Annotated in this window: 14 protein-coding genes and 3 pseudogenes; 6 read left to right on the top strand and 11 right to left on the bottom strand. The window is 75.8% G+C overall.

Going from position 1 to position 17861, the window contains the following annotated elements:
- Nucleotides 1–32: 32 nt before the first annotated feature.
- Nucleotides 33–660, bottom strand: a pseudogene (locus tag QQY24_RS29275) (PAS domain-containing protein).
- A 449-nt stretch (nt 661–1109) separates the two neighbouring features.
- On the opposite strand from QQY24_RS29275, the gene QQY24_RS29270 reads away from it, so the two are divergent.
- Entirely contained in the window at nt 1110–1886 is a 777-nt protein-coding gene (locus tag QQY24_RS29270) for a CAP domain-containing protein (protein WP_301975716.1), read from the top strand.
- 26 nt (nt 1887–1912) lie between these two features.
- Here the strand turns inward: QQY24_RS29270 and QQY24_RS29265 are convergent, their stop codons facing one another.
- Nucleotides 1913–3364 carry a cytosine permease gene (locus QQY24_RS29265; RefSeq protein ID WP_301975715.1) on the bottom strand — a complete coding sequence of 484 codons (1452 nt, stop codon included), beginning with the start codon at nt 3362–3364 and terminating at the stop codon, nt 1913–1915.
- Nucleotides 3365–3661: 297 nt separating this feature from the next.
- Here QQY24_RS29265 and QQY24_RS29260 point away from each other — a divergent pair, with 297 nt between their 5' ends.
- Nucleotides 3662–4546 carry a serine hydrolase gene (locus QQY24_RS29260; protein ID WP_301975714.1) on the top strand — a complete coding sequence of 295 codons (885 nt, stop codon included), beginning with the start codon at nt 3662–3664 and terminating at the stop codon, nt 4544–4546.
- Between the two features lie 172 nt (nt 4547–4718).
- Nucleotides 4719–5791, top strand: a pseudogene (locus QQY24_RS29255) (NAD(+)/NADH kinase).
- 192 nt (nt 5792–5983) lie between these two features.
- Here the strand turns inward: QQY24_RS29255 and QQY24_RS29250 are convergent.
- From QQY24_RS29250 to QQY24_RS29235, 4 genes and pseudogenes are all read right to left on the bottom strand, one after another.
- Nucleotides 5984–6650: pseudogene (locus QQY24_RS29250) on the bottom strand (sigma-70 family RNA polymerase sigma factor).
- A gap of 180 nt (nt 6651–6830) precedes the next feature.
- A complete protein-coding gene (locus QQY24_RS29245; RefSeq protein WP_301975713.1) occupies nt 6831–7523 on the bottom strand; it encodes a GAF and ANTAR domain-containing protein in 693 nt (230 codons plus the stop codon).
- A gap of 330 nt (nt 7524–7853) precedes the next feature.
- On the bottom strand, nt 7854–8285 hold the full coding sequence (locus tag QQY24_RS29240; protein ID WP_301975712.1) for a DUF6003 family protein: 432 nt from the start codon (nt 8283–8285) through the stop codon (nt 7854–7856).
- 90 nt (nt 8286–8375) lie between these two features.
- Nucleotides 8376–8807, bottom strand: a complete 432-nt coding sequence (locus tag QQY24_RS29235; protein ID WP_301975711.1) for a hypothetical protein — start codon at nt 8805–8807, stop codon at nt 8376–8378.
- 160 nt (nt 8808–8967) lie between these two features.
- Here QQY24_RS29235 and QQY24_RS29230 point away from each other — a divergent pair, with 160 nt between their 5' ends.
- On the top strand, nt 8968–9381 hold the full coding sequence (locus tag QQY24_RS29230; protein WP_301975710.1) for an SRPBCC family protein: 414 nt from the start codon (nt 8968–8970) through the stop codon (nt 9379–9381).
- 53 nt (nt 9382–9434) lie between these two features.
- On the top strand, nt 9435–9980 hold the full coding sequence (locus QQY24_RS29225) for a cysteine hydrolase family protein (RefSeq protein ID WP_301975709.1): 546 nt from the start codon (nt 9435–9437) through the stop codon (nt 9978–9980).
- A 66-nt stretch (nt 9981–10046) separates the two neighbouring features.
- Here the strand turns inward: QQY24_RS29225 and QQY24_RS29220 are convergent, their stop codons facing one another.
- The 5 genes from QQY24_RS29220 to QQY24_RS29200 form a co-directional block, all read right to left on the bottom strand.
- On the bottom strand, nt 10047–10919 hold the full coding sequence (locus QQY24_RS29220) for an SGNH/GDSL hydrolase family protein (RefSeq protein ID WP_301975708.1): 873 nt from the start codon (nt 10917–10919) through the stop codon (nt 10047–10049).
- Nucleotides 10920–11522: 603 nt separating this feature from the next.
- Nucleotides 11523–14330 (bottom strand): LuxR family transcriptional regulator, encoded by a 2808-nt coding sequence (locus QQY24_RS29215; RefSeq protein WP_301975707.1) that lies wholly within the window; start codon nt 14328–14330, stop codon nt 11523–11525.
- Nucleotides 14331–14551: 221 nt separating this feature from the next.
- Nucleotides 14552–15493: a dienelactone hydrolase family protein gene (locus QQY24_RS29210; protein ID WP_301975706.1), complete on the bottom strand. Its 942-nt coding sequence runs from the start codon at nt 15491–15493 to the stop codon at nt 14552–14554.
- 244 nt (nt 15494–15737) lie between these two features.
- Nucleotides 15738–15905, bottom strand: coding sequence for a hypothetical protein (locus tag QQY24_RS29205; protein WP_301975705.1), 168 nt, complete (start codon nt 15903–15905; stop codon nt 15738–15740).
- Between the two features lie 109 nt (nt 15906–16014).
- Complete coding sequence (locus QQY24_RS29200; protein ID WP_301975704.1) at nt 16015–16269, bottom strand: hypothetical protein; 255 nt, start codon at nt 16267–16269, stop codon at nt 16015–16017.
- A 402-nt stretch (nt 16270–16671) separates the two neighbouring features.
- On the opposite strand from QQY24_RS29200, the gene QQY24_RS29195 reads away from it, so the two are divergent.
- Nucleotides 16672–17859 (top strand): spore photoproduct lyase family protein, encoded by a 1188-nt coding sequence (locus QQY24_RS29195; RefSeq protein WP_301975703.1) that lies wholly within the window; start codon nt 16672–16674, stop codon nt 17857–17859.
- Nucleotides 17860–17861: the final 2 nt, after the last annotated feature.

Below are 17861 nucleotides of genomic sequence, written 5' to 3'. Positions count from 1 at the left end.
GGGACGGTGGAGGACCGGCCCCTTGGCGGCGGTCAGGTGCGGTGCTGCGGCCCGGCGTGGTCGTGGACGGCGGCCCGGAACACACCGCGCAGGTCCGCGACGGTCCGCGCGGCGTCGCGGGTGCCGAAAGTGGCCGTCCCGGTGCAGTCGCCGCACCAGGGCCTTCTTGTCCTCCCGGCTCAGCGACCGGGGTGTGGCGGCGCGCTGGGCGGACAGTGCCCCGACCGCGTGGCGCAGCCCGCGCGCGGCGCGCTCCCGCGGCGGCTCCGGCAGCCGGTCGTGGGGGCCGGTGTCCGTGGCCACGAGGCGGGACAGCGCGAGGGGCACGGGCGACGGGACGGAGACGTCGAGGTGGGGACAGGGGGCCGCGACGCACTCCCCCGCGGCGTTCCTGATGCCGATGGAGGTGCTCTTGGCCGGGCGGCCGTCCGAGAGGCGGTTCGGGCGGTTCTGGAGGACGCCGGGGCGCTGCGGGTCGGCGGGCCGGGCCAGGCCCGGCTCCGTGGCGGGGTCTCCGGGCCGACGGCCCGGGACGTTGCTCCCGATCACCCGTATCGCGTGCCGCGGGTCGCGCAGCACCACCTCGCACGGGCCGGGGAACATCCGGCCCGGCGCGACGGCGATCCGCTCGGCCTCGCCGATGAGGTGCTCGTCGTCCATGGCTCCCCGCGGACCGCTCCCGCCGCGTTCCACCGGTGTTCCGGTTCCGGACAAGGAGAGTGAGGACCGCGCGGTGCCCGTCCAGGTTCCGTGACATCCCTCACCCCCTCTCCTCGGGGTGGGCGGGCCGGATAGTAGACACCGCCCCGCCGACATAAGGGATTTGTCCGGCTTGGTGCGACGGGCGGCGGTACCGGGCCGCCCGGCTCGCCGCCCACTCGCCGGGCCCGTCCGATCGTCCCTGCCCACCGCGCCCCTGACGGGGCGTCGGCCTCGCGCGCACGTCGCGCCCGGCGTCGCAGCACGCTCCCCCGCCCTTGGCAAGGGTCGCGGCGGGCTACGAGGCGTGGTAGTACGAGGGGGGCTTTGCGCGCTCTGTGAAACCGTCCTCACAATGACGACCCCCAAGACGTTTCCGCAGCTCAGGAACGGAGTCGGTGAGGTCACGCATGGGAAAGCACCGCAAGAAGCAGTATTACCGGCGGATGGTCATATCCGCTGCCGCGCTGGCCACCGTCGGCGTACCGTCCGTCGCCATGGCCTGTGGTGACTGGCCGGGCGGCGGGGGCGCAGACACCCGCACCCACACCGAGGCGTACGCCGGCGCCGCGGTGCGGTACGACGGCGACCGCCCCTGGCACCGCGGCCGGTCCGGCGAACCCGCGCCGACGGCGTCGACGGCTCCGGTCGCCCCGCCCACCGAACGGCGGACCACCGAGCCGGGGACGAAGCCGGGGGCCACCGCCTCCCCCGCCGCCCCCAGGACCACGGCCCCCGTCTCCACGGCCCCCAGGACCACGGCCCCCGCCGCGTCGAGCACCCCGAAGGCCACGGCCACGGCCACGGCGTCCGGTGTCACCGCCCGCATCGTGGAACTGGTCAACGCCGAGCGCAGCAAGGCCGGCTGTTCCGCCCTGACCCTGAACGCGACCCTGACCAAGGTGGCGCAGGCGCACAGCCAGGACATGGCGAGCCACCGGAACATGTCGCACACCGGGTCCGACGGCTCCTCCCCCGGCGACCGCATCACGAACGGTGGTTACGCCTGGAGCGCCTACGGCGAGAACATCGCCTACGGCTACGCCACCGCCGAGGAGGTCATGACGGGCTGGATGAACAGCCCCGGGCACCGGGCCAACATCCTCAACTGCTCGTTCAAGGAGATCGGCGTCGGCCTCGCCCAGCCCGACAGCTACTGGACCCAGGACTTCGCCACCGCCCGCTGAACCGGGCCGGGACCCGGCCGGCCGGATCAGGGCTCGCGGTGCTCGTGCGCCGCCCGCTCCAGGGCCGCCGCCCCGGCTTCGGCCAGCCGGGTCTCGGCCGCCACGTCGACCGAGCGGGTCAGGCACCAGTACAGCAGCGCGGAGACCGGCAGGCCGACGAACAGCGAGATGTCGGCCCCGCCGAGCGCCTTGGCGGCGGGGCCGGTGTACAGCGTGCCGACGGAGAAGAACGGGATCATGACGGCGAAGCCGCCCAGGTAGGCGATGATGCCGTGCCACCCCCAGCGGCCGTAGACGCCGTGCGGGTCGAAGATCTCGGCGACGGCGTAGTGCCCGCGGCGCACCACGTAGTAGTCCATCAGGTTCACCGCGGTCCAGGGGATGAAGAGGTAGAGCACCAGCAGCAGGAAGTCGTTGAAGTCCTTCAGGAAGTCGGAGGTGGCGGCCAGCGCGCCGGCCAGGGAGAGCGCCGCGGTCAGGCCGAGGGTCAGCAGGCGCACGCCCAGTGCCGGCCGCACCCGCCGGAAGGAGTCGATGCCGCTGATGAGGGTCAGTGAACCGCCGTACATGTTCAGCGCGGTGACGGACACCAGGCCCAGGGAGGCGAAGAGCAGCACGATCGCGCCGAACCCGGCGAAGACCTCGTCGCCGGCCGCGTCGATCGACGTGATCGTCTCGAAGTTCCCGCCCGCCCACGCGGCCAGCAGCGCGCCGAGCACCATCAGCCAGATGCCGCCGAGCGCGGAGCCGAAGTACGTCCAGTAGAACGTCCTGCGGACCGTCACGTCCGGCGGCAGGTACCGCGAGTAGTCCGAGACGTAGATGGCCCAGCTGATCTGGTAGCCGGCGACGACGCCGAACTGGGCGAGGAACGGCGTCCACCGGAAGGCGCCGAGGTCGAAGGAGCCCGCCGGGTAGTGCAGGGTGACCAGGACGCCCACGGTGAAGACCCCGAAGACGACCAGGAAGGCGTACGTCAGGAACCGCTCGGCCTTGTGGATGACGTCGTAGCCCACCAGCGCGACGACGAGCGCGGCCACGGTGACCACGGCCGCCCACGGCTTGACGCCACCGTGCAGCGTGCGGTGCAGGGCGTCGGCGGCCAGGATGCTGTTGAAGACGTTGAAGCCCGCGTACTGGACGTAGGCGAACAGCCACACCAGGAGGGCGCCGAGGTAGCCGAACTGGGGCCGGGACTGGATCATCTGCGGCAGGCCGAGCTGGGGGCCCTGGGCCGAGTGGAAGGCCATGAAGAAGGTGCCGGTCACGGTTCCGGCGACGATGGCCAGCAGCGACCAGACGAGGTTGCCGCCCTCGGTGACGCCGATCAGTCCCACCGCCAGGGTGGCGATCTGGGCGTTGGACATGAACCACAGCGGGCCCAGGTGCCACAGCTTGCCGTGCCGCTCGTCCAGGGGGACGTAGTCGATGGACCGTACTTCCAGGCCGGACACCCCCGGCTCCGCCGATGCACTCATGAACGCCTCCCACGACCGGTCGCTCCGTGCCCACATCCTCCCCCCGGGCCGACGCGGTGCCGAACATGCGGACGGGGCGGAGGGGGTCCGGAACCGGTACGGGGCGGGTCGGCAACCGGTGAGCGGGACCGCCACCGCCCGGGACGGTCACCGTGCGCGGGGGCCGGTGACCCTCCGTGCTGTCACTTCGCTCACAATCGGCCCGGAGAGGGCTCCGGGGTGGCGGCGGTCACTTCACCCGGCGGCCCCTTTGTCTAGGTTCGCAGCTCCGTGTCCCCGAGCTGCCGAGGCCCCGCCATGCCGTACCGAATCCGCCGTCTCCCGGCACGTCCGCCCGTCCCCGGCAGGCGTGCGGCCGGCGGTCCGCTCGCCGTCGCGGTCGCGTCCCTGCTCGCGGCCGGCGCCCTGGCCCCGGCACCGGCCGCGGCGGCGCCGTCCCCGCCGGGCGCCGCCTCGGGCTTCCCCGCGTCGGTGCGGGCGACGGGGCAGGCCCGGGTGACGGCCGCGGTGCTCGACCTGGACGGCGCGGGCCGCACGCCGGTGGTGTACGGCGACGACGCCCCCTACGACACGGCGAGCATCGTCAAGGTCGACATCCTCGCCGCGCTGCTGCTGCGGGCGCAGGACGCCGGGCGCGGCCTGAGCGCGCAGGAGCGCTCCCAGGCGGAGGCGATGATCGAGCACAGCGACAACGCCGCGGCGAACACCCTGTGGCGGCGCATCGGCCTCGCCCCCGGCCTGGCGGCGGCGAACGAGCGGCTGGGCCTGCTGTCCACCACCGGCGGCCCCGGTGCGAAGTGGGGGCTGACCCGGACGACGGCGAGCGACCAGATACGGCTGCTGGGCGCGGTGTTCGGTACCGACCGGGCAGGGGCGGCGGGTGCCGCGTCCGCGCTGGACGGGGCGTCCCGCACCCGCGTCCGCACCCTGATGGGCCGTGTCGCCGCCGACCAGTCCTGGGGCGTCTCGGCGGCGGGTTCCGAGTGGGCCCTGAAGAACGGCTGGCTGCGGCGCAGCACCACCGGCCGATGGGACGTCAACAGCGTCGGCCGGATCACCGGGAACGACGGCCACCACTACCTCGTCGCGGTCCTCTCGGACGGCAGCACGTCGATGACGGACGGCGTCGCCCTGGTGGAACGGGCGGCGCGGACCGCCGTGGCCTCGTCGGCCGCGGCCTGACGGCGGCGCCCGGCCGGGCCCGCCCCGGCCCGGGGTCCGTGCGACGCCCGCGGTCCGTGCCGGCGGCTCGGCCCTCCGCGGCCCGGGGGGGCGCCGCCGCGGCGTGGCGCGCGGGGGCGGGACCGGACGGAGGTGAGGATGGCGGTCCGGGCGAGCCGGATCGGAGGCGGATGTGACGGTGGACCGTATCGGCCTGGTCGTGCACGGCGGGCGGGCGGAGGCCGTGGCCGCCGCCGGGACCGTACGCGGGTGGTGCGCCGAGAACGCCGTAGGGTGCGCCGACATCGACGTGTGGGGGGAGGGCGGGCGGCGCAGCGCCCGGGAGGAGGTCGACGCCGCGGGCGACCCGGACCTCGTCGTCACCCTGGGCGGTGACGGCACCTTCCTGCGCGGCGCGCGGCTGGCGGCCGAGAACGACGCCCTCGTCCTGGGCGTCGACCTGGGGCAGGTGGGCTTCCTGACGGAAGTGCCCGCGCCGGCGGTGCGGGCGGCGCTGGAGGCCGTGCGCGAGGAGCGGATCACCGTCGAGCGGCGGATGCTGCTCACCCTGCGGCGTCCTGCCGGCTGGAGGTGCCCGCGGACGTGGAGTCCCTGCTGCGGTACGGCCGCGGACCGCTGCTGCCGCCGCCCCGGGTCCGCGCGGAGTGCGAGGTCGGTGACGAGTGGGGCGTCGCCCTGGACGTGATCGCGCTGAACGACGTCGTCGTGGAGAAACTGGCCAGGGACCGGCAGGTGTCCGTCGGCGTCTACCTGGCCGGCCGGCTCCTCGCGTCCTACTCCGCCGACGCGCTGCTGGTGGCGACGCCCACCGGCTCGACGGCGTACAGCTTCGCCGCCGGGGGCCCGGTCGTCTCGCCCCGCGCGCAGGGCCTGGTGTTCACGCCGGTCGCGCCGCACATGGCGTTCAACCGGTCGGTCGTGGCCGCCCCCGACGAGCCGATCGCCCTGCGGGTGCTGGAGCGTTCGGGTCAGGCCGCCGTCAGCATCGACGGCCAGTTGCGCGGCGTGCTGGGCCCCGGGGACTGGATCGGCGTGTACGCCGCCCCCCGCGCGCTCAGGGCGGTCCGGCTCGGTCCCACGGATTTCTACGGCCGGCTGCGCGAGCGCATGAACCTCACCGACGCGCCGGCCGCGGTCGCCGACGGCAGCGCCGCTCCGCTGTGGCCGGTGACCACTCCCCCGCCGGATGACCTCGCCCACCTCGCGCTGCCCGAGGCCCCCGGCGGCGGTCACCGGCCCACCTGAGCGGTTCGCCCGGCACGGCGTCAGGCGTACGTCCCGCGCCGGGCGCCGTGCCGTGGGCGCGCCCGGCGGCGGACCCGTCCGTGTCACCGGTGACCGCCCCGTGGCCGCCGGGGCGGCGGAACCGCCCGCCCCGGAGCGGTGGTCGGCGGCGGGGGGACGGCGACCGCCTCGTGGCGGCGGCCGCCGCCGGTCTCACATCCGTGCGCCGAAGTCCTGCGTCCACCACGGGCCGCCCGCCCCGGGGTGGACGCCGACGCCGATGTCCTTGAACGAGCAGTTGAGGATGTTGGCGCGGTGCCCGGGGCTGTTCATCCAGGAGTCCATCACCGCCTGCGGGGTCTGCTGGCCCCGGGCGATGTTCTCCCCGTAGGTGGACCAGCGGTAGCCCGCGGCTGTGATGCGCTGTCCCGGGTCGGCGCCGTCCGGGTTGGTGCTCGAAGAAACCGCGGGCGGCCATGTCGTCGGAGTGGGCCTGGGCGGCCCTCTCCAGGCGCGTGTCCTGCGTGAGCGGACCGCAGCCGGCCTTCGCCCGCTCCTCGTTCACCAGGGCGACCGCCTGCGCCACCGTGCCCGGGGCGGCCCGCCGGTCCTGCCAGTGCGCCCGGACCTGGTTCATGGCGATCGCCACGAGCCAGGAGCGGAACCGCTCGGGAGCGCGCAGGTCGCCCAGCGCGTCCAGGGCGCGCAGCATGGTCTCCTGCACCACGTCGTCGACGTCGACCGAGCCGTTCAGCGCCCGCCCCACGATGTTGTCGACCAGCGGGAGGTAGGCGCCGACCAGACCCTCCTGCGCCTGCGCGTCGCCCGCCCGGGCGGCGCGCACCAGGGCCGTCGGATCCTGCCCGTGCTGTGCACTCATCGAAACTTCCCCGTGCTCGGCGCCGAACGATGCTGTCCGCTGCAGGGGAGATCGCGGGGCGGGCCCCGGATAACGGTTCTTCGGGCGCAGGTTCACAACACGTGTTCGGCCAGGGGAGGGCCGCGCCGCCCATGGGGGCGGTGCGGCGCCGGGCTCCGCGCGCGGAGCCCGGCGCCGCGGTCAGGCGGGCCCGACGCGCTCGGCCCGTACCTTCTGGGCGACGTCGCGCAGTTTGACGTTGTGGTGCTGGGAGATGCGGCGCAGCACCCCGAAGGCGTCCTCCTCGCTCATCCGGTGGCGCTCCATGAGGATGCCCATGGCCTCGCCGATGGCGTGGCGGCTCTCCAGTCCGTGCTCCAACTGGTCGATGGTGCGCGCGCTGGCCAGGGCGACCGCGGCGTGCGAGGCCAGCAGCCAGCCCGCCGTCTCGATCTCCTCGCCGAAGGCTCCGGGGCGGCTCGCGTACAGGTTGAGCGCCCCGAAGTCCTCCTCGTCGGTGTAGAGCAGCAGCCCGGTCATGCTGCCGACGCCCAGCTCGCGGGCCGCCGGGGCGAACCTCTTCCACTCCGGCCGGGGGTCGGTCATGTCGGGGATGCGGTAGACGCGGTCACCGTTGCCGCGGCGGGCCAGGTCGAAGCAGGGCCCCTCGCACAGCTCGGCCTGGCGCCGGTCGCACTCGCGCACCAGGTCCCCGGTGGCGGCCAGGGTGACGGCGCGGCCCTTGCGGACCGCGAGGATCCCCGCCGCGTCGCAGCCGTCGACCAGCCGGACGGCCGCCGCGGCGATCTCGTCCAGCGTCGCCTGCACCGAGTCCTGTTCCAGCAGCCTCCGGGCGAGCACGGCCATCGCCTCGGCGTACTCACGCCAGTCCATCCTCCACCATCCGCGTCGATCACCGGTTCGAATCACAGTACCGCCCGGCACGCGCGGGTGCGGTGCCGGGCGGTACTGAGGATGACGTCGGGTGGCGACGGCGTCCAGGGGACGCCGGTTTTCGTGACGGCTGCGGCTTCCGGCCGGCCCGGCCGTGGTGGCGGGCTGGCCGGCCGGAGGGGCGGCGGCCCCTCCGGCACCTGGTCTGTACCGGAGGGGCCTGAGCCGGGCCGGCCCCCAAGGGGTACGCCGCCGGCCCGGCCTACTCGTAGTAGTCCCCCGCCGCGCGGGACCCACACCAGCCGTTTCGCCGCGGGTCGGCGCCGCCGGTCACCGACGGCCCGCGGCAGCGGCGTTCACCACGGAGGGGTCCTCCCCGGTCAGTTCGGCGACGCGGTGCGGCGCCAGGCCGGCGGCCAGCGCCCGCGCGAGGAGTTCGTCGCGGCCGTCCGTGCAGTGGTGGTAGGCGAGCAGTTCGTTCTCGACCGCCGCGAGGCTCCGGGGGGCCGACCGGTGACGCAGCCGGCTCAGTTCCTCATCGCTCAGCGGAACCGGCAGCCGCTCCACGTCCCCGGGGATGCCGCCGGTCTCCTCCGGCGGCATCAGCCTGAGCCGCGGGGAGGTCATCGTCACGTCGTGGGCGTCCAGCCACGCGCGGACCGCGGAGGTCTCCGCGAACGACAGCTCACCGACCGAGGCCGGTGGCACACCCAGCGGCACGGCGGGATCGTCCACGAGGAACAGATAGGCGTCGTCGGTCATCCTCGACTCCTCCTGAGGGGGGCTCGCCCGTACGGGAGCGGCCCTGAAGCGTAGTGCGGCGTCCGTCTCGGGGTCGGCTGCGGCGCGCGGTCAGATGCGGCCGCCGGTCAGCCGGGTGACCGGCCCCTGGGCACGGCGTCCGGAGCGGCGGCCCGCCGTGTAGGAGGCCATGCCGAGCGCGGTCATGCCGGCGCCCACGCCCGCGGCCACGAGCTTGCGGTGGGCGAGAGCGGTCCACGTGGTCTTCACCAGGGCCGCGGCCCGCCCCGACGCGGCGACGGCCGCCTGCCGTCCCGCTTCGACGCCCGTGGTCACCGAGCCCATCGCCCCGCTCGCGCCGTCGGCCGCGCGACGGGCACCCGCCGCGACGGCTGACGTTCCCTCAGCGGCCTTGTTCCGGGCCTTCTCCGCCGCCCCGGACGCCGGAGCCGTCGCCTTGTCGGCGGTGCGCCGGGCCGCGGAGACGGCCACCTGCTTCTCTTCCCGGGCCTGCCTGCCCGTTCCCTTGTCCGATTCGCTCATGGGCTCCGGCTTGCCCCTGACCGCGCCCGCAAACACGGGCGGTCACCGCGCCGCGCACCGGCCGCACGGCGGGGGCGGACCGCGCTCCCGTCCGCTTTTCGCCCGGGTCGAAAGGGGCACGCGTCCCCCGTACCCATCCCGACCGGAGGACGGTGCCGCAATGGCCGAGTACGAACGTTCCCGCACGGTGCCCGCACAGCCGGAGCACGTCTTCGACCAGGCTGCCAACGTCGCCCAGCTCGACGCCTGGCTGCCCGGCGGGCTGCACGTCCACGCGCAGGAGTCGCCCTCCGTCACCGTGCACGAGGACCGCAAGGACCAGGACACCTCCGCGCTGCTGCGCTCGGACCGCGACCAGATGCGCATCGAATGGGGCACCCGCGAGCGGGGCGGCTACACCGGCTGGCTCCAGGTCTCGGGCATCGACAGCGGCGCCAGCGAGGTGACCGTGCACCTGTCCTTCTTCGACGACGGCCGCGACCCCGGCGAGCGGGCGGCGTGCGACGCGCTGGAGGACAGTCTGCGGCGGCTGGAGGAGCAGGTGCGGCTGCGGGTCGACAACGAGGCGGGCTGAACGGTCGGGGGCCGCGGACCGCGGATCCCGGCGGCCCGTGGAAACCTGGGACCATGAGCAAGACCGCGCTGATCGTCATCGACATGATCAACACGTACGACCACGAGGACGCCGAGCTGCTGCTCCCGTCGGCGAAGGCGGTGGTGCCGGTCGTGGCCGGACTGCTGCGGCGCGCCCGGCGCGACGGCGTCCCCGTCATCTACGTCAACGACAACTTCGGCGAGTGGCGCTCGCACCACGGCGAGCTGCTCGGCCACGCGCTGGCGGGCCCCCACGCGGGCCTCGTCGAACCGCTCAAGCCGGACGAGGCCTCCCTGTTCGTCCTCAAGGCCCGCCACTCGGTCTTCTACGAGACACCGCTGGAGTACCTGCTCCGCCAGCAGGGCGTGGAGCAGCTCGTCCTGTGCGGCCAGGTGACCGAGCAGTGCGTGCTCTACTCGTCCCTGGACGCCCACATCCGCCACTTCGGGGTCGTCGTGCCCCGCGACGCCGTGGCCCACATCCACCCGGACCTCGCGGACGCGGCGCTGTGCATGATGGAGCGCAACATGGGGGCGCGCGTGTGCGAGAGCCGGGACCTCTTCGGCGGGCAGGACTGACCGCGCCACGGGCCCCGTCCACCCCGGTGGCGGCCGGGGCGGACGGGGCCCGTGGCGCGCGGCGGGTCAGCCGAGGCCGAGGACCCCCATGGTGCGCTCGGCCATGCGCTGCTCGCCGAGGGCGTTGGGGTGGACGGGGACGACGTTCTGCCCGAACAGGAGCGGCTCGATCCACCGGGTGCCGGCGTCCTCGCAGGCGTCGTGGCCCTCGGACGCCTGGGCGAAGTCGACGTAGGTCGCCCCGGTCTCGTCGGCGGCCCGCTTCACGACCGCGTTGAGGTGGGCCTGCAGGGCGTGCACGTACGGCACGTCGCCGGAGGCGATCGGCAGCCGGGCGAAGCAGGACGGGTCGGCCTTCGCGGGCGTGATCCACGGGTAGCCGAGGACGGCCACGCGGGCGTGGGACGCCTTGTCGCGCACGCTGCGCAGGGCGTTCTTGAGGGCGGGGTAGGTGTTCGCGTCGACGGCGTCGTCGAACGAGGTGCCGTAGGTGTCCTTGCAGGGGCTGCCCTGGCCGCCGCTGAGGACGCCCGCGGCGCCGCAGGACGTCACGGCGTTGATGAAGGTGCCGTTGTCGTTGCCGCCGATCGTCAGCGTCACCAGGTCGGTGTCCGCGGTGACCGCGTTCACCTGCGGGGCGACCCCGGGGTACTGGGACCCGGTGAAGTCCTTGGTCTGGGCGGCGCCGCAGGTGACGTCCGTGAGGCGGGCGCCGGTGCGGGAGGCGATGACGTGCGGGTAGTTGGCCGTGGAGCGCAGGCACAGCAGATTGGTGACGTCCACGGGCAGGACCCCGGAGGCGGCGCTGTAACTGTCGCCCAGCGCGGCGTAGTCCAGGGACGTGCCGGCGTGGGCGGGGACACCGGTGAGTCCGAGGGCCAGCGCACCGGCGGCAGCGAATGTCGCAGTCATGACACGACGCGGGACGGGCAGGGGCATGGGCTCTCTCTCCTCGGGTGGGGACCACGGCGTGTGCGGGCACGGGGGTGCCCGCACACGTGCCGCGGCGGGAACGGCGGCTCGGGCAGGGGAGGTGCCGGCCGTCGGAGCGCGCGCGAGAAGGGCGCGCCGATGACCGTGGGGGATCGGACGCGGATCACCGCTTGGTTCTACCGATAAGTAATGTGCGGTCCGCTCCTCACCCGGTCAACATGGTTGACCGGACTTCCTGGAACGTCCGCCCGCCGGCCGCCCCGCGGGCGCGGCCGGCGGCCTGCTGTACGCGCTGCGGGCCGCGCGCGACGGCGGCCTGCTCCATGCCGCCCCCGCGACCCGGCCGTCCGGCACGGCGCGCTCCTCCAGCGGGCCCCGACGCCCCGTGCCCGAGCCGAAGCGGTTCCTGCGCCGGGCACGGGCGCGCGGCCGCGGGACCGCCGGTCCCGGGCGGGCCGTCCGCGGCCGTACGGCCCGGTGCGTCGCAGTGCTCCCCCAGGTCGGCCCCCGGCGGCGCCCGGTGACCGCTCCCGTGCGCGCGACGGGGCCGCGGGGCGGGGCCGCCCGACTCCTCCTGCCCGGAAGGACGGCGTACCGTCCGGTCGACGCCTAGGGGTGTGCGGCGCCCCTTTCGGCCTGCTCGACCATGCGGGCCAGTTCGACGCGGGAGCGGACGCCGAGCGCGGCGAAGACGTTCCGCAGGTGGTAGTCGACGGTGCGGGTGCTCACGGACAGGACCAGGGCCACCTCGCGGTTGGTGGCGCCGTCGGCGACGCACCGCGCGATGCGCAACTGCTGGGGGGTGAGCCGGGACAGCGCTCCCGTGCGCCGGCCGCCCGGGGCCGTGCCGTGCGCCCGCAGTTCCCCGTGCGCCTGTTCGGCCCACACCCGCGCGCCGCAGCCCTCGAACCCCACCAGCGCGGCCCCGAGCTGGTCGCGGGCCGCCCGCAGCCGGCGCCGGCGGCGCAGCCACTTGCCGTACAGCAGCTGGGTGCGGGCCCGTTCGAAGTCGCCGCCCGCCTCCTCGTGCAGGGCCAGCGCCCGCCGGTAGAGCGTGTCGGCCCGGTCGTCACCGGCCAGCAGGGCGCGGCAGCGGGCCAGTTGGGCGGGTGCGTGCGGGTCGGCTCCGCAGGCCGCCCAGCGCGCGAAGTCCAGCACGCCGTCCGCGGCCTGCGCCGGACGCCCGGCCAGCACCGCGGCCTCCGTGAAGCACGGCACGGCCAGCATCCACACCGCGAAGTGCCCGCGCCGCGGACCGGGGCGGACCAGCGGGCCGAGCCGGTCGGCGGCCTCCACCGGGCGGCCCCGGCCCAGGTCGGCGCGGGCCGCCGCCCAGTGGGCGAGGGTCGCCGCCTGGACGAGGCCGTGCCGCAGGGCCGTCTCCAGCGCGGCCCGGACGTGTGCGGCGACCACGGCCGGCTCCCCCTCGATCGACGCGGCCAGGGCCAGGGCGGCGTGGTGGTGGGCGGCGGTGTTCCGCTGTCCGGCGCGCCGCGCCGCCCGCAGTCCCTCCTCCGCGTGCGCGCGGGCCTGCGCGTGCCGTCCCGCGCGCAGCTCGGCGTAGGCCAGGTACTCCAGGGCCGGCGGGACGAGCGCCGCGGATCCGAGGGTCCTGGCCCCGGCCAGTGCCCGGGCACCGGCCCGGCGGGCGGCGGCGACGTCGCCGAGCAGCAGCGCGGCCGCCGTCGAACGCACCAGTTCCTCGGGCCGCCCGCCGGGCCGGGCCCGCTCCACGAGGCGCCGCAGGGGTTCGGCCGCGTCGTCGAAGCGTGCCTCCAGCACGGCGCTCATGCCGCGCCGGTAGTCGTCCAGTGGCTTGGGACCGGCGCCCTCGCCCGCCGTCCGGGGCGCCGGTCCCGGGCCGGCCCCGGGGCGGGGGGCGCCGTCGGCGAGCGCCGCCAGGCACGCGGGCAGGTCGCCCGCCGCCCAGGCGGCGTCCGCCGCGGACAGGGCGGCGGCCGCGGCCTCCGCAGGGGCGTGCGGCCGCAGGAGCGAGGCGGCGCACAGCAGGGAGGCGTGCGCGTCGTCGGCGGAGCCGTCGCGCAGCAGTGCCGTGCCGCGCACCAGTTCGGCGCGGCCGCGCACGGCGGGGGTCGGGGCGCGGTCGAGGACCGTCTCCACGAGCCGCAGCGCCCGCCGCGCCTGACCGGCCGTCAGCGCGTGTGCGGCGGCGGCCGTGCGGCGCTCGGCCGCCGCCGCCGGGTGGACGGTGAGTTCGGCGGCCCGGTCCAGTGCCACGGAGCGCAGCCGGTACGACGCCGGGACGGCCGGGTCGGCCGCGGTCGCGGCCAGTTCGGCCGGCAGCCCACGCGGCGCGGGACCGGCGGTGGCCCACGACCGGTGCAGCAGGGCGGTCAGCCCGGGCGCGGTGCCGTCCGCCGGCGCCAGCTCCTCGGCGAGTGCCCGGTGGACCGCGCGCCGTCGTTCGGGCGCGGCCGTGGCGTAGGCCGTTTCCCGGACCAGGGCGCTGTGGAAGGCGAACCGGCCGTCGACCGGCGCGAGTGGCGCCGGTGCGGACCGGCGGCCCGGTGCGGGCGCGGACGGGTGCAGCCGCGCCGCCGCCCGCAGCACCGGGCCGGTGTCCACGGCCGTGTCGTCCGAGGCGCGCAGCGCGGCGGAGACGGCCAGCACCAGGTCCGCCGCGTACGGCGGCAGCCCGGCCAGCACCGCGCCCGCCACGTCGGACAGCGGCCCGGGGCCGGGTAGCGGCCGGGGCAGCTCGCGCTCCCCGCGCAACTGCGCGGGCGTCAGCCGGCGGACCAGGGCCAGCAGCAGGGCGGGGTTGCCGGCCGCCGCCTCCACCAGCCGCTCCCGCACGGCCGGTTCGGTGCCCGGACCGGTGCTGTCGTCGAGCAGGGCGGCCAGGTCCCCAGGGCCCAGCGGGTCCAGGCTCGTCACCGGCAGTCCGGCGAAGTCGGGGGCGAGGGCGCGGTCGGCGGCGACCGAGAGGAGCAGCCCCACCCGCACGCCGGGGTGCGGGTCGTGCACCGCGCGGCGCAGTGCGGCCCGGGACGGCGGGTCCCACAGGTGCGCGTCGTCCACGCACACCAGCAGGGGCAGGCCGCCGCAGACCCCGCGGAAGAGGTCCGGCAGGCACCCCGGGCCGGCCGCGGCGGTCCGGGTGCCGTCGGGCGGCCGGTCGTCCGGCGCGCCGGCCGCGCGCACCAGCGCGCGGACGCCGCCGTGGGGCAGCCGGGTGTGCGCCGGATCGGTGCGCAGGTGCAGCACGGGCCCGGCGGTGAAGGACCGGGCCGCGTGGTCGAGCAGGGCCGTACGGCCGAGGCCGGGTTCGCCGCTGATGACGAGCGAGGCGCCGTCGGCGGTGGCCGGCCGGTCCAGGAAGGCCTGGACGGCGCGCAGGTGGGCGTCCCGGCCGTGGAGCCGGGGAACCGGTCGGGTGGGGGTGTGTCCGGTCATTCCCGCCACGTTAGGGACGGCCGGACGCGCGCGGAAGCCGGTTTTCCGCGCCGCCCGGACCGGTGGGTCACCGCACCACCTGCGCTTTCGCCGCACCCGTGCGGAGGTGGCGGTGTGCCGGCGCCCGGGGGGGCCGCGGTCGCCGGCCGGGCGCCGGCACGGCCCCGGCGGCCGTCGTGCGCGGCGCGGCCGCCACTGTCCGGCGCGGCGGCCCGGTGCGGTCAGGAGGTGTGCGGGCAGTTGCCCCGGTACTCCTCGATCGTCGGGCCCGGCTGCGGCAGCGGGCACAGGAACTGCTCGTAGCGGGTGTCGTCGTCGATGAACCGCTTCAGCCAGGAGATGCTGTACTTCGCGATCGTCGTGTTCGACGAGTTCGGCGTGAAGTGGGTGGCGTTGTTCAGCTCCAGGTAGGCGCGGTCCAGCGACGAGGGCAGGGTGGTGTAGAAGGGCTGGGCGTGACTCGCGACGGGCGCGATCGTGTCGCCGTCGGCGCCCACGATCAGGGTGGGCGTGCGCACCTCGGGCCAGGTCTTGTCCAGGTTCCACGGGGTCAGCGGGATCGCCGCCTGGAGCGACGGGCGGGACTTGGCCGCCTCCAGGGTGCCGCCGCCGCCCATGGAGTGCCCCATGACGCCGAGGCGGCTGCTGTCGATCCGGCCGCGCACCGAACTGGCCGAGGTGAGGTAGTCCAGCGCGGCGAGCAGCTGGCGCCCCCGGGAGTCGGGCTGGTCCAGCGTGGTGAGCGTGTCGATGGTGAACACGACGAAGCCCTGGGAGGCGAGGCGGGGGCCCAGCCAGGAGATGGAGGACTGGGTGCCGGTGTAGCCGGGCGAGACGGCGACGGCGCCGAAGGTGCCGTCGCCGGTGCTGGTCGGGTAGTACACGGTCCCGCCGCCGAAGCCGGTGACGGAGAGCGGGGAGACGGTGGTCTGGGAGACGGCGTACGGGCCGCGGAGCGCCTCGATGCTCGCGTTGGTCGGCGCCGGGCCGCGCTCGTAGGGGTTGCCCGCCGCGTGGGCGCCCGGACCGGAGAGCGTGGTGAGCGCGACGGCGGCGGCGAGGGCCGCGGCGGCGCCGGCGAGCCGGCCCGTGCGCCGGCGGCCGGTGGCGGGCGCGGCCGGGGACGGGGTGCTGGGGGCGGTGCTGGGCTGCGGGTGCTGCACGACGGGTCGTCCTCTCTGTCGTGGCGGGCCGCCCCGTTCGGATGGCATGCGGATGACGGCTCGGGACAGGTGCCCCGGGCCGTCGCGACGGGCGCCGCCGGCTGACTGGCCCTGTCACTGTCGGCGCGGGGGCCCGCACGGGCACCGGCAATTTCACCGGTCTCGGCCGCCCGCGCCGGCCGGCGCGGGCAGCGAAAAGGGCGACCGGTGACATCCCGTCACCGGCCGCCCGCCGTGCGGCCGGTCAGCGTCTGCGGGACCAGGCGGACCCGATCCCCGCCACGTGCAGGGCCAGCGCGGTCAGGCCGAGGAGCATGACGTTGCCGGACGAGAAGACGTCATTGGTACTGATGTCGGCCGCGTTGATCAGGAACGCGATGAAGAACAGCACTGCCGCCACGATGCCGAGCATGGAACGGACTCCTTCCGTCGGGTGGGGCTCGTATGCCCGCCGGGCGGGTTCGCACGCACGCGCGACGACGGGCTCACGGCGGGGCGGGCGCCGCGCCCTGCCGGGACGGCTACGGGCGGTGGTGTCGCCCCTGCCCGTCACGCTGCAGTTCGGTCCGGGTCAGCGTCAGGAGCGCGGCCCACAGGATGGCCTGGAAGGTGTAGGCGAGCACGGTGCGGGGGTGGGCCCCGGTGGCGAGGGCGGACACCAGCAGTACGGCCGTGAGCACGAAGAACGGCCCGTACAGCCATGGCGTCCACCGCAGGATCCGGGCCGGCAGGGGGGAGGGACGGCGCCGTCGCCGCACGCCGTGGGAGCGCGTCATGAGGCGCACCGGACGGTCGTCCGCCCCGTCGACCGCGGTCGGGTCACCCGCACCGTCGCCGAGACGGCCGAGGCACACGGAGACATCACGTTCACTGGTTCCTCCTCGTCGCGCTGCTGGGGCCGGTCCACCCGGACGTCCGGGGAGCCGGCACGGAGAGTCCTTCTTGTCCCCGTCTGCCCGCGATACGGCGGGGCAGGCGTCCGGGGCACGTCCACGGCGCCGGCGGGCCGGTGACGTCAGGCGTCGGCCGCCTCACGCGCCGGCGGCGGCGTGCGGGCGCCGCCGTCCGCGCGGGACGCGCCCACGGCGTGCGGGCGCCTACAGTGGAGGGCGGCCCCGCCCGCCCGACCGGGCGCCGGCCCCTTCCGGACCTCCCGCAAGACCCCGACCGGAGCACCCATGCCGGATCCCTCAGCCGCCCCGGGCGGCGACACGGACACCCTGTTCGGCCTCGACGCGCTCGGCACGGCGGCACCGGGCCCCGGGCCGGCGCACGGTGCGGGCCCGCTCTTCCGCGACTCCCCCGCCGCCGCCCGGTTCCTGCCCGTGCGGGCCGTCTACGCCGAGCCGGCCGCCGCGGCCTCGCCGCGCGGCCGGCAGGTCCTCGCCCGGTTCCCGGACGCGCGCGTCGTGGAGGTCGACTCCCACTGGCGCGTCCCGGGTCTGCACGGCAACGAGGGCAACGTGGAGCGGTGGGTGCGCGTCAAGGGCGAGACACTCGTCCTCGGCGAGAAGAAGTCGCTGGTCACGCGGCCGAACGGCCGGTCCGCCGACTGGATCGCCCCGGGTCCGTCCAACGGGTGCGCCATGGCGTGCGCCTACTGCTACGTCCCGCGCCGCAAGGGGTACGCCAACCCCGTCACCGTGTTCACGAACATCGAGGCGATCATCGCCCACCTGGGACGGCACATCACCCGGCAAGGTCCCAAGCGCGAACCCAACCAGTGCGACGACTCGGCCTGGGTCTACGACATCGGGGAGAACGGCGACTGCTCGGTGGACGCGCTGATCTGCGACAACACCGCCGATCTGGTGCACGCGTTCCGCCGGTGGCCCACCGCGAAGGCGTCCTTCGCCACCAAGTTCGTCAACCCCGACCTGCTGGCCCTCGACCCGCGCGGCCGGACCCGTGTCCGCTTCTCACTCATGCCCGGCGAGGACTCCCGGCTGCTGGACATCCGCACCTCGCCGGTGACCGAGCGGATCGCCGCCGCGGCCGACTTCCTCGACGCGGGGTACGAGGTGCACTTCAACCTCTCCCCCGTCGTCCTGCGCCCGGGCTGGCGGGACGCCTGGGCGGAACTGCTGCGGCACCTCGACGACGTCCTGCCCGAGCGGGTCAGGCGGCAGGCGGCGGCCGAGGTGATCATGCTCACCCACAACCAGGACCTGCACGAGGTCAACCTCGGCTGGCATCCCCGCGCCGAGGACGTGCTGTGGCAGCCGGACCTGCAGCAGCGCAAGCGGTCGGAGAACGGCGCGCTGAACGTCCGCTACGGCAACCGCGTCAAGGCGGACGCCTTGCAGGTCCTGCGCGGGCTGGTCGCGGCCCACGCCCCCTGGCTGCGCGTCCGGTACGCCTTCTGACG

This window comes from Streptomyces sp. TG1A-8 (assembly GCF_030499535.1).
GTDB lineage: Bacteria > Actinomycetota > Actinomycetes > Streptomycetales > Streptomycetaceae > Streptomyces.
The sequence above is the reverse complement of the archived record's forward strand: the minus strand, read 5'-3'. Positions and strand labels throughout refer to the sequence as shown.

Excerpts from the sequence above, each read along its gene's own strand:
- QQY24_RS29270 (WP_301975716.1), top strand. The coding sequence starts at position 1,110 with ATGGGAAAGCACCGCAAGAAGCAGTATTACCGGCGGATGGTCATATCC.
- QQY24_RS29265 (WP_301975715.1), bottom strand. The coding sequence starts at position 3,364 with ATGAGTGCATCGGCGGAGCCGGGGGTGTCCGGCCTGGAAGTACGGTCC.
- QQY24_RS29260 (WP_301975714.1), top strand. The coding sequence starts at position 3,662 with ATGCCGTACCGAATCCGCCGTCTCCCGGCACGTCCGCCCGTCCCCGGC.
- QQY24_RS29245 (WP_301975713.1), bottom strand. The coding sequence starts at position 7,523 with ATGGACTGGCGTGAGTACGCCGAGGCGATGGCCGTGCTCGCCCGGAGG.
- QQY24_RS29240 (WP_301975712.1), bottom strand. The coding sequence starts at position 8,285 with ATGACCGACGACGCCTATCTGTTCCTCGTGGACGATCCCGCCGTGCCG.
- QQY24_RS29235 (WP_301975711.1), bottom strand. The coding sequence starts at position 8,807 with ATGAGCGAATCGGACAAGGGAACGGGCAGGCAGGCCCGGGAAGAGAAG.
- QQY24_RS29230 (WP_301975710.1), top strand. The coding sequence starts at position 8,968 with ATGGCCGAGTACGAACGTTCCCGCACGGTGCCCGCACAGCCGGAGCAC.
- QQY24_RS29225 (WP_301975709.1), top strand. The coding sequence starts at position 9,435 with ATGAGCAAGACCGCGCTGATCGTCATCGACATGATCAACACGTACGAC.
- QQY24_RS29220 (WP_301975708.1), bottom strand. The coding sequence starts at position 10,919 with ATGCCCCTGCCCGTCCCGCGTCGTGTCATGACTGCGACATTCGCTGCC.
- QQY24_RS29215 (WP_301975707.1), bottom strand. The coding sequence starts at position 14,330 with ATGACCGGACACACCCCCACCCGACCGGTTCCCCGGCTCCACGGCCGG.
- QQY24_RS29205 (WP_301975705.1), bottom strand. The coding sequence starts at position 15,905 with ATGCTCGGCATCGTGGCGGCAGTGCTGTTCTTCATCGCGTTCCTGATC.
- QQY24_RS29200 (WP_301975704.1), bottom strand. The coding sequence starts at position 16,269 with ATGACGCGCTCCCACGGCGTGCGGCGACGGCGCCGTCCCTCCCCCCTG.
- QQY24_RS29195 (WP_301975703.1), top strand. The coding sequence starts at position 16,672 with ATGCCGGATCCCTCAGCCGCCCCGGGCGGCGACACGGACACCCTGTTC.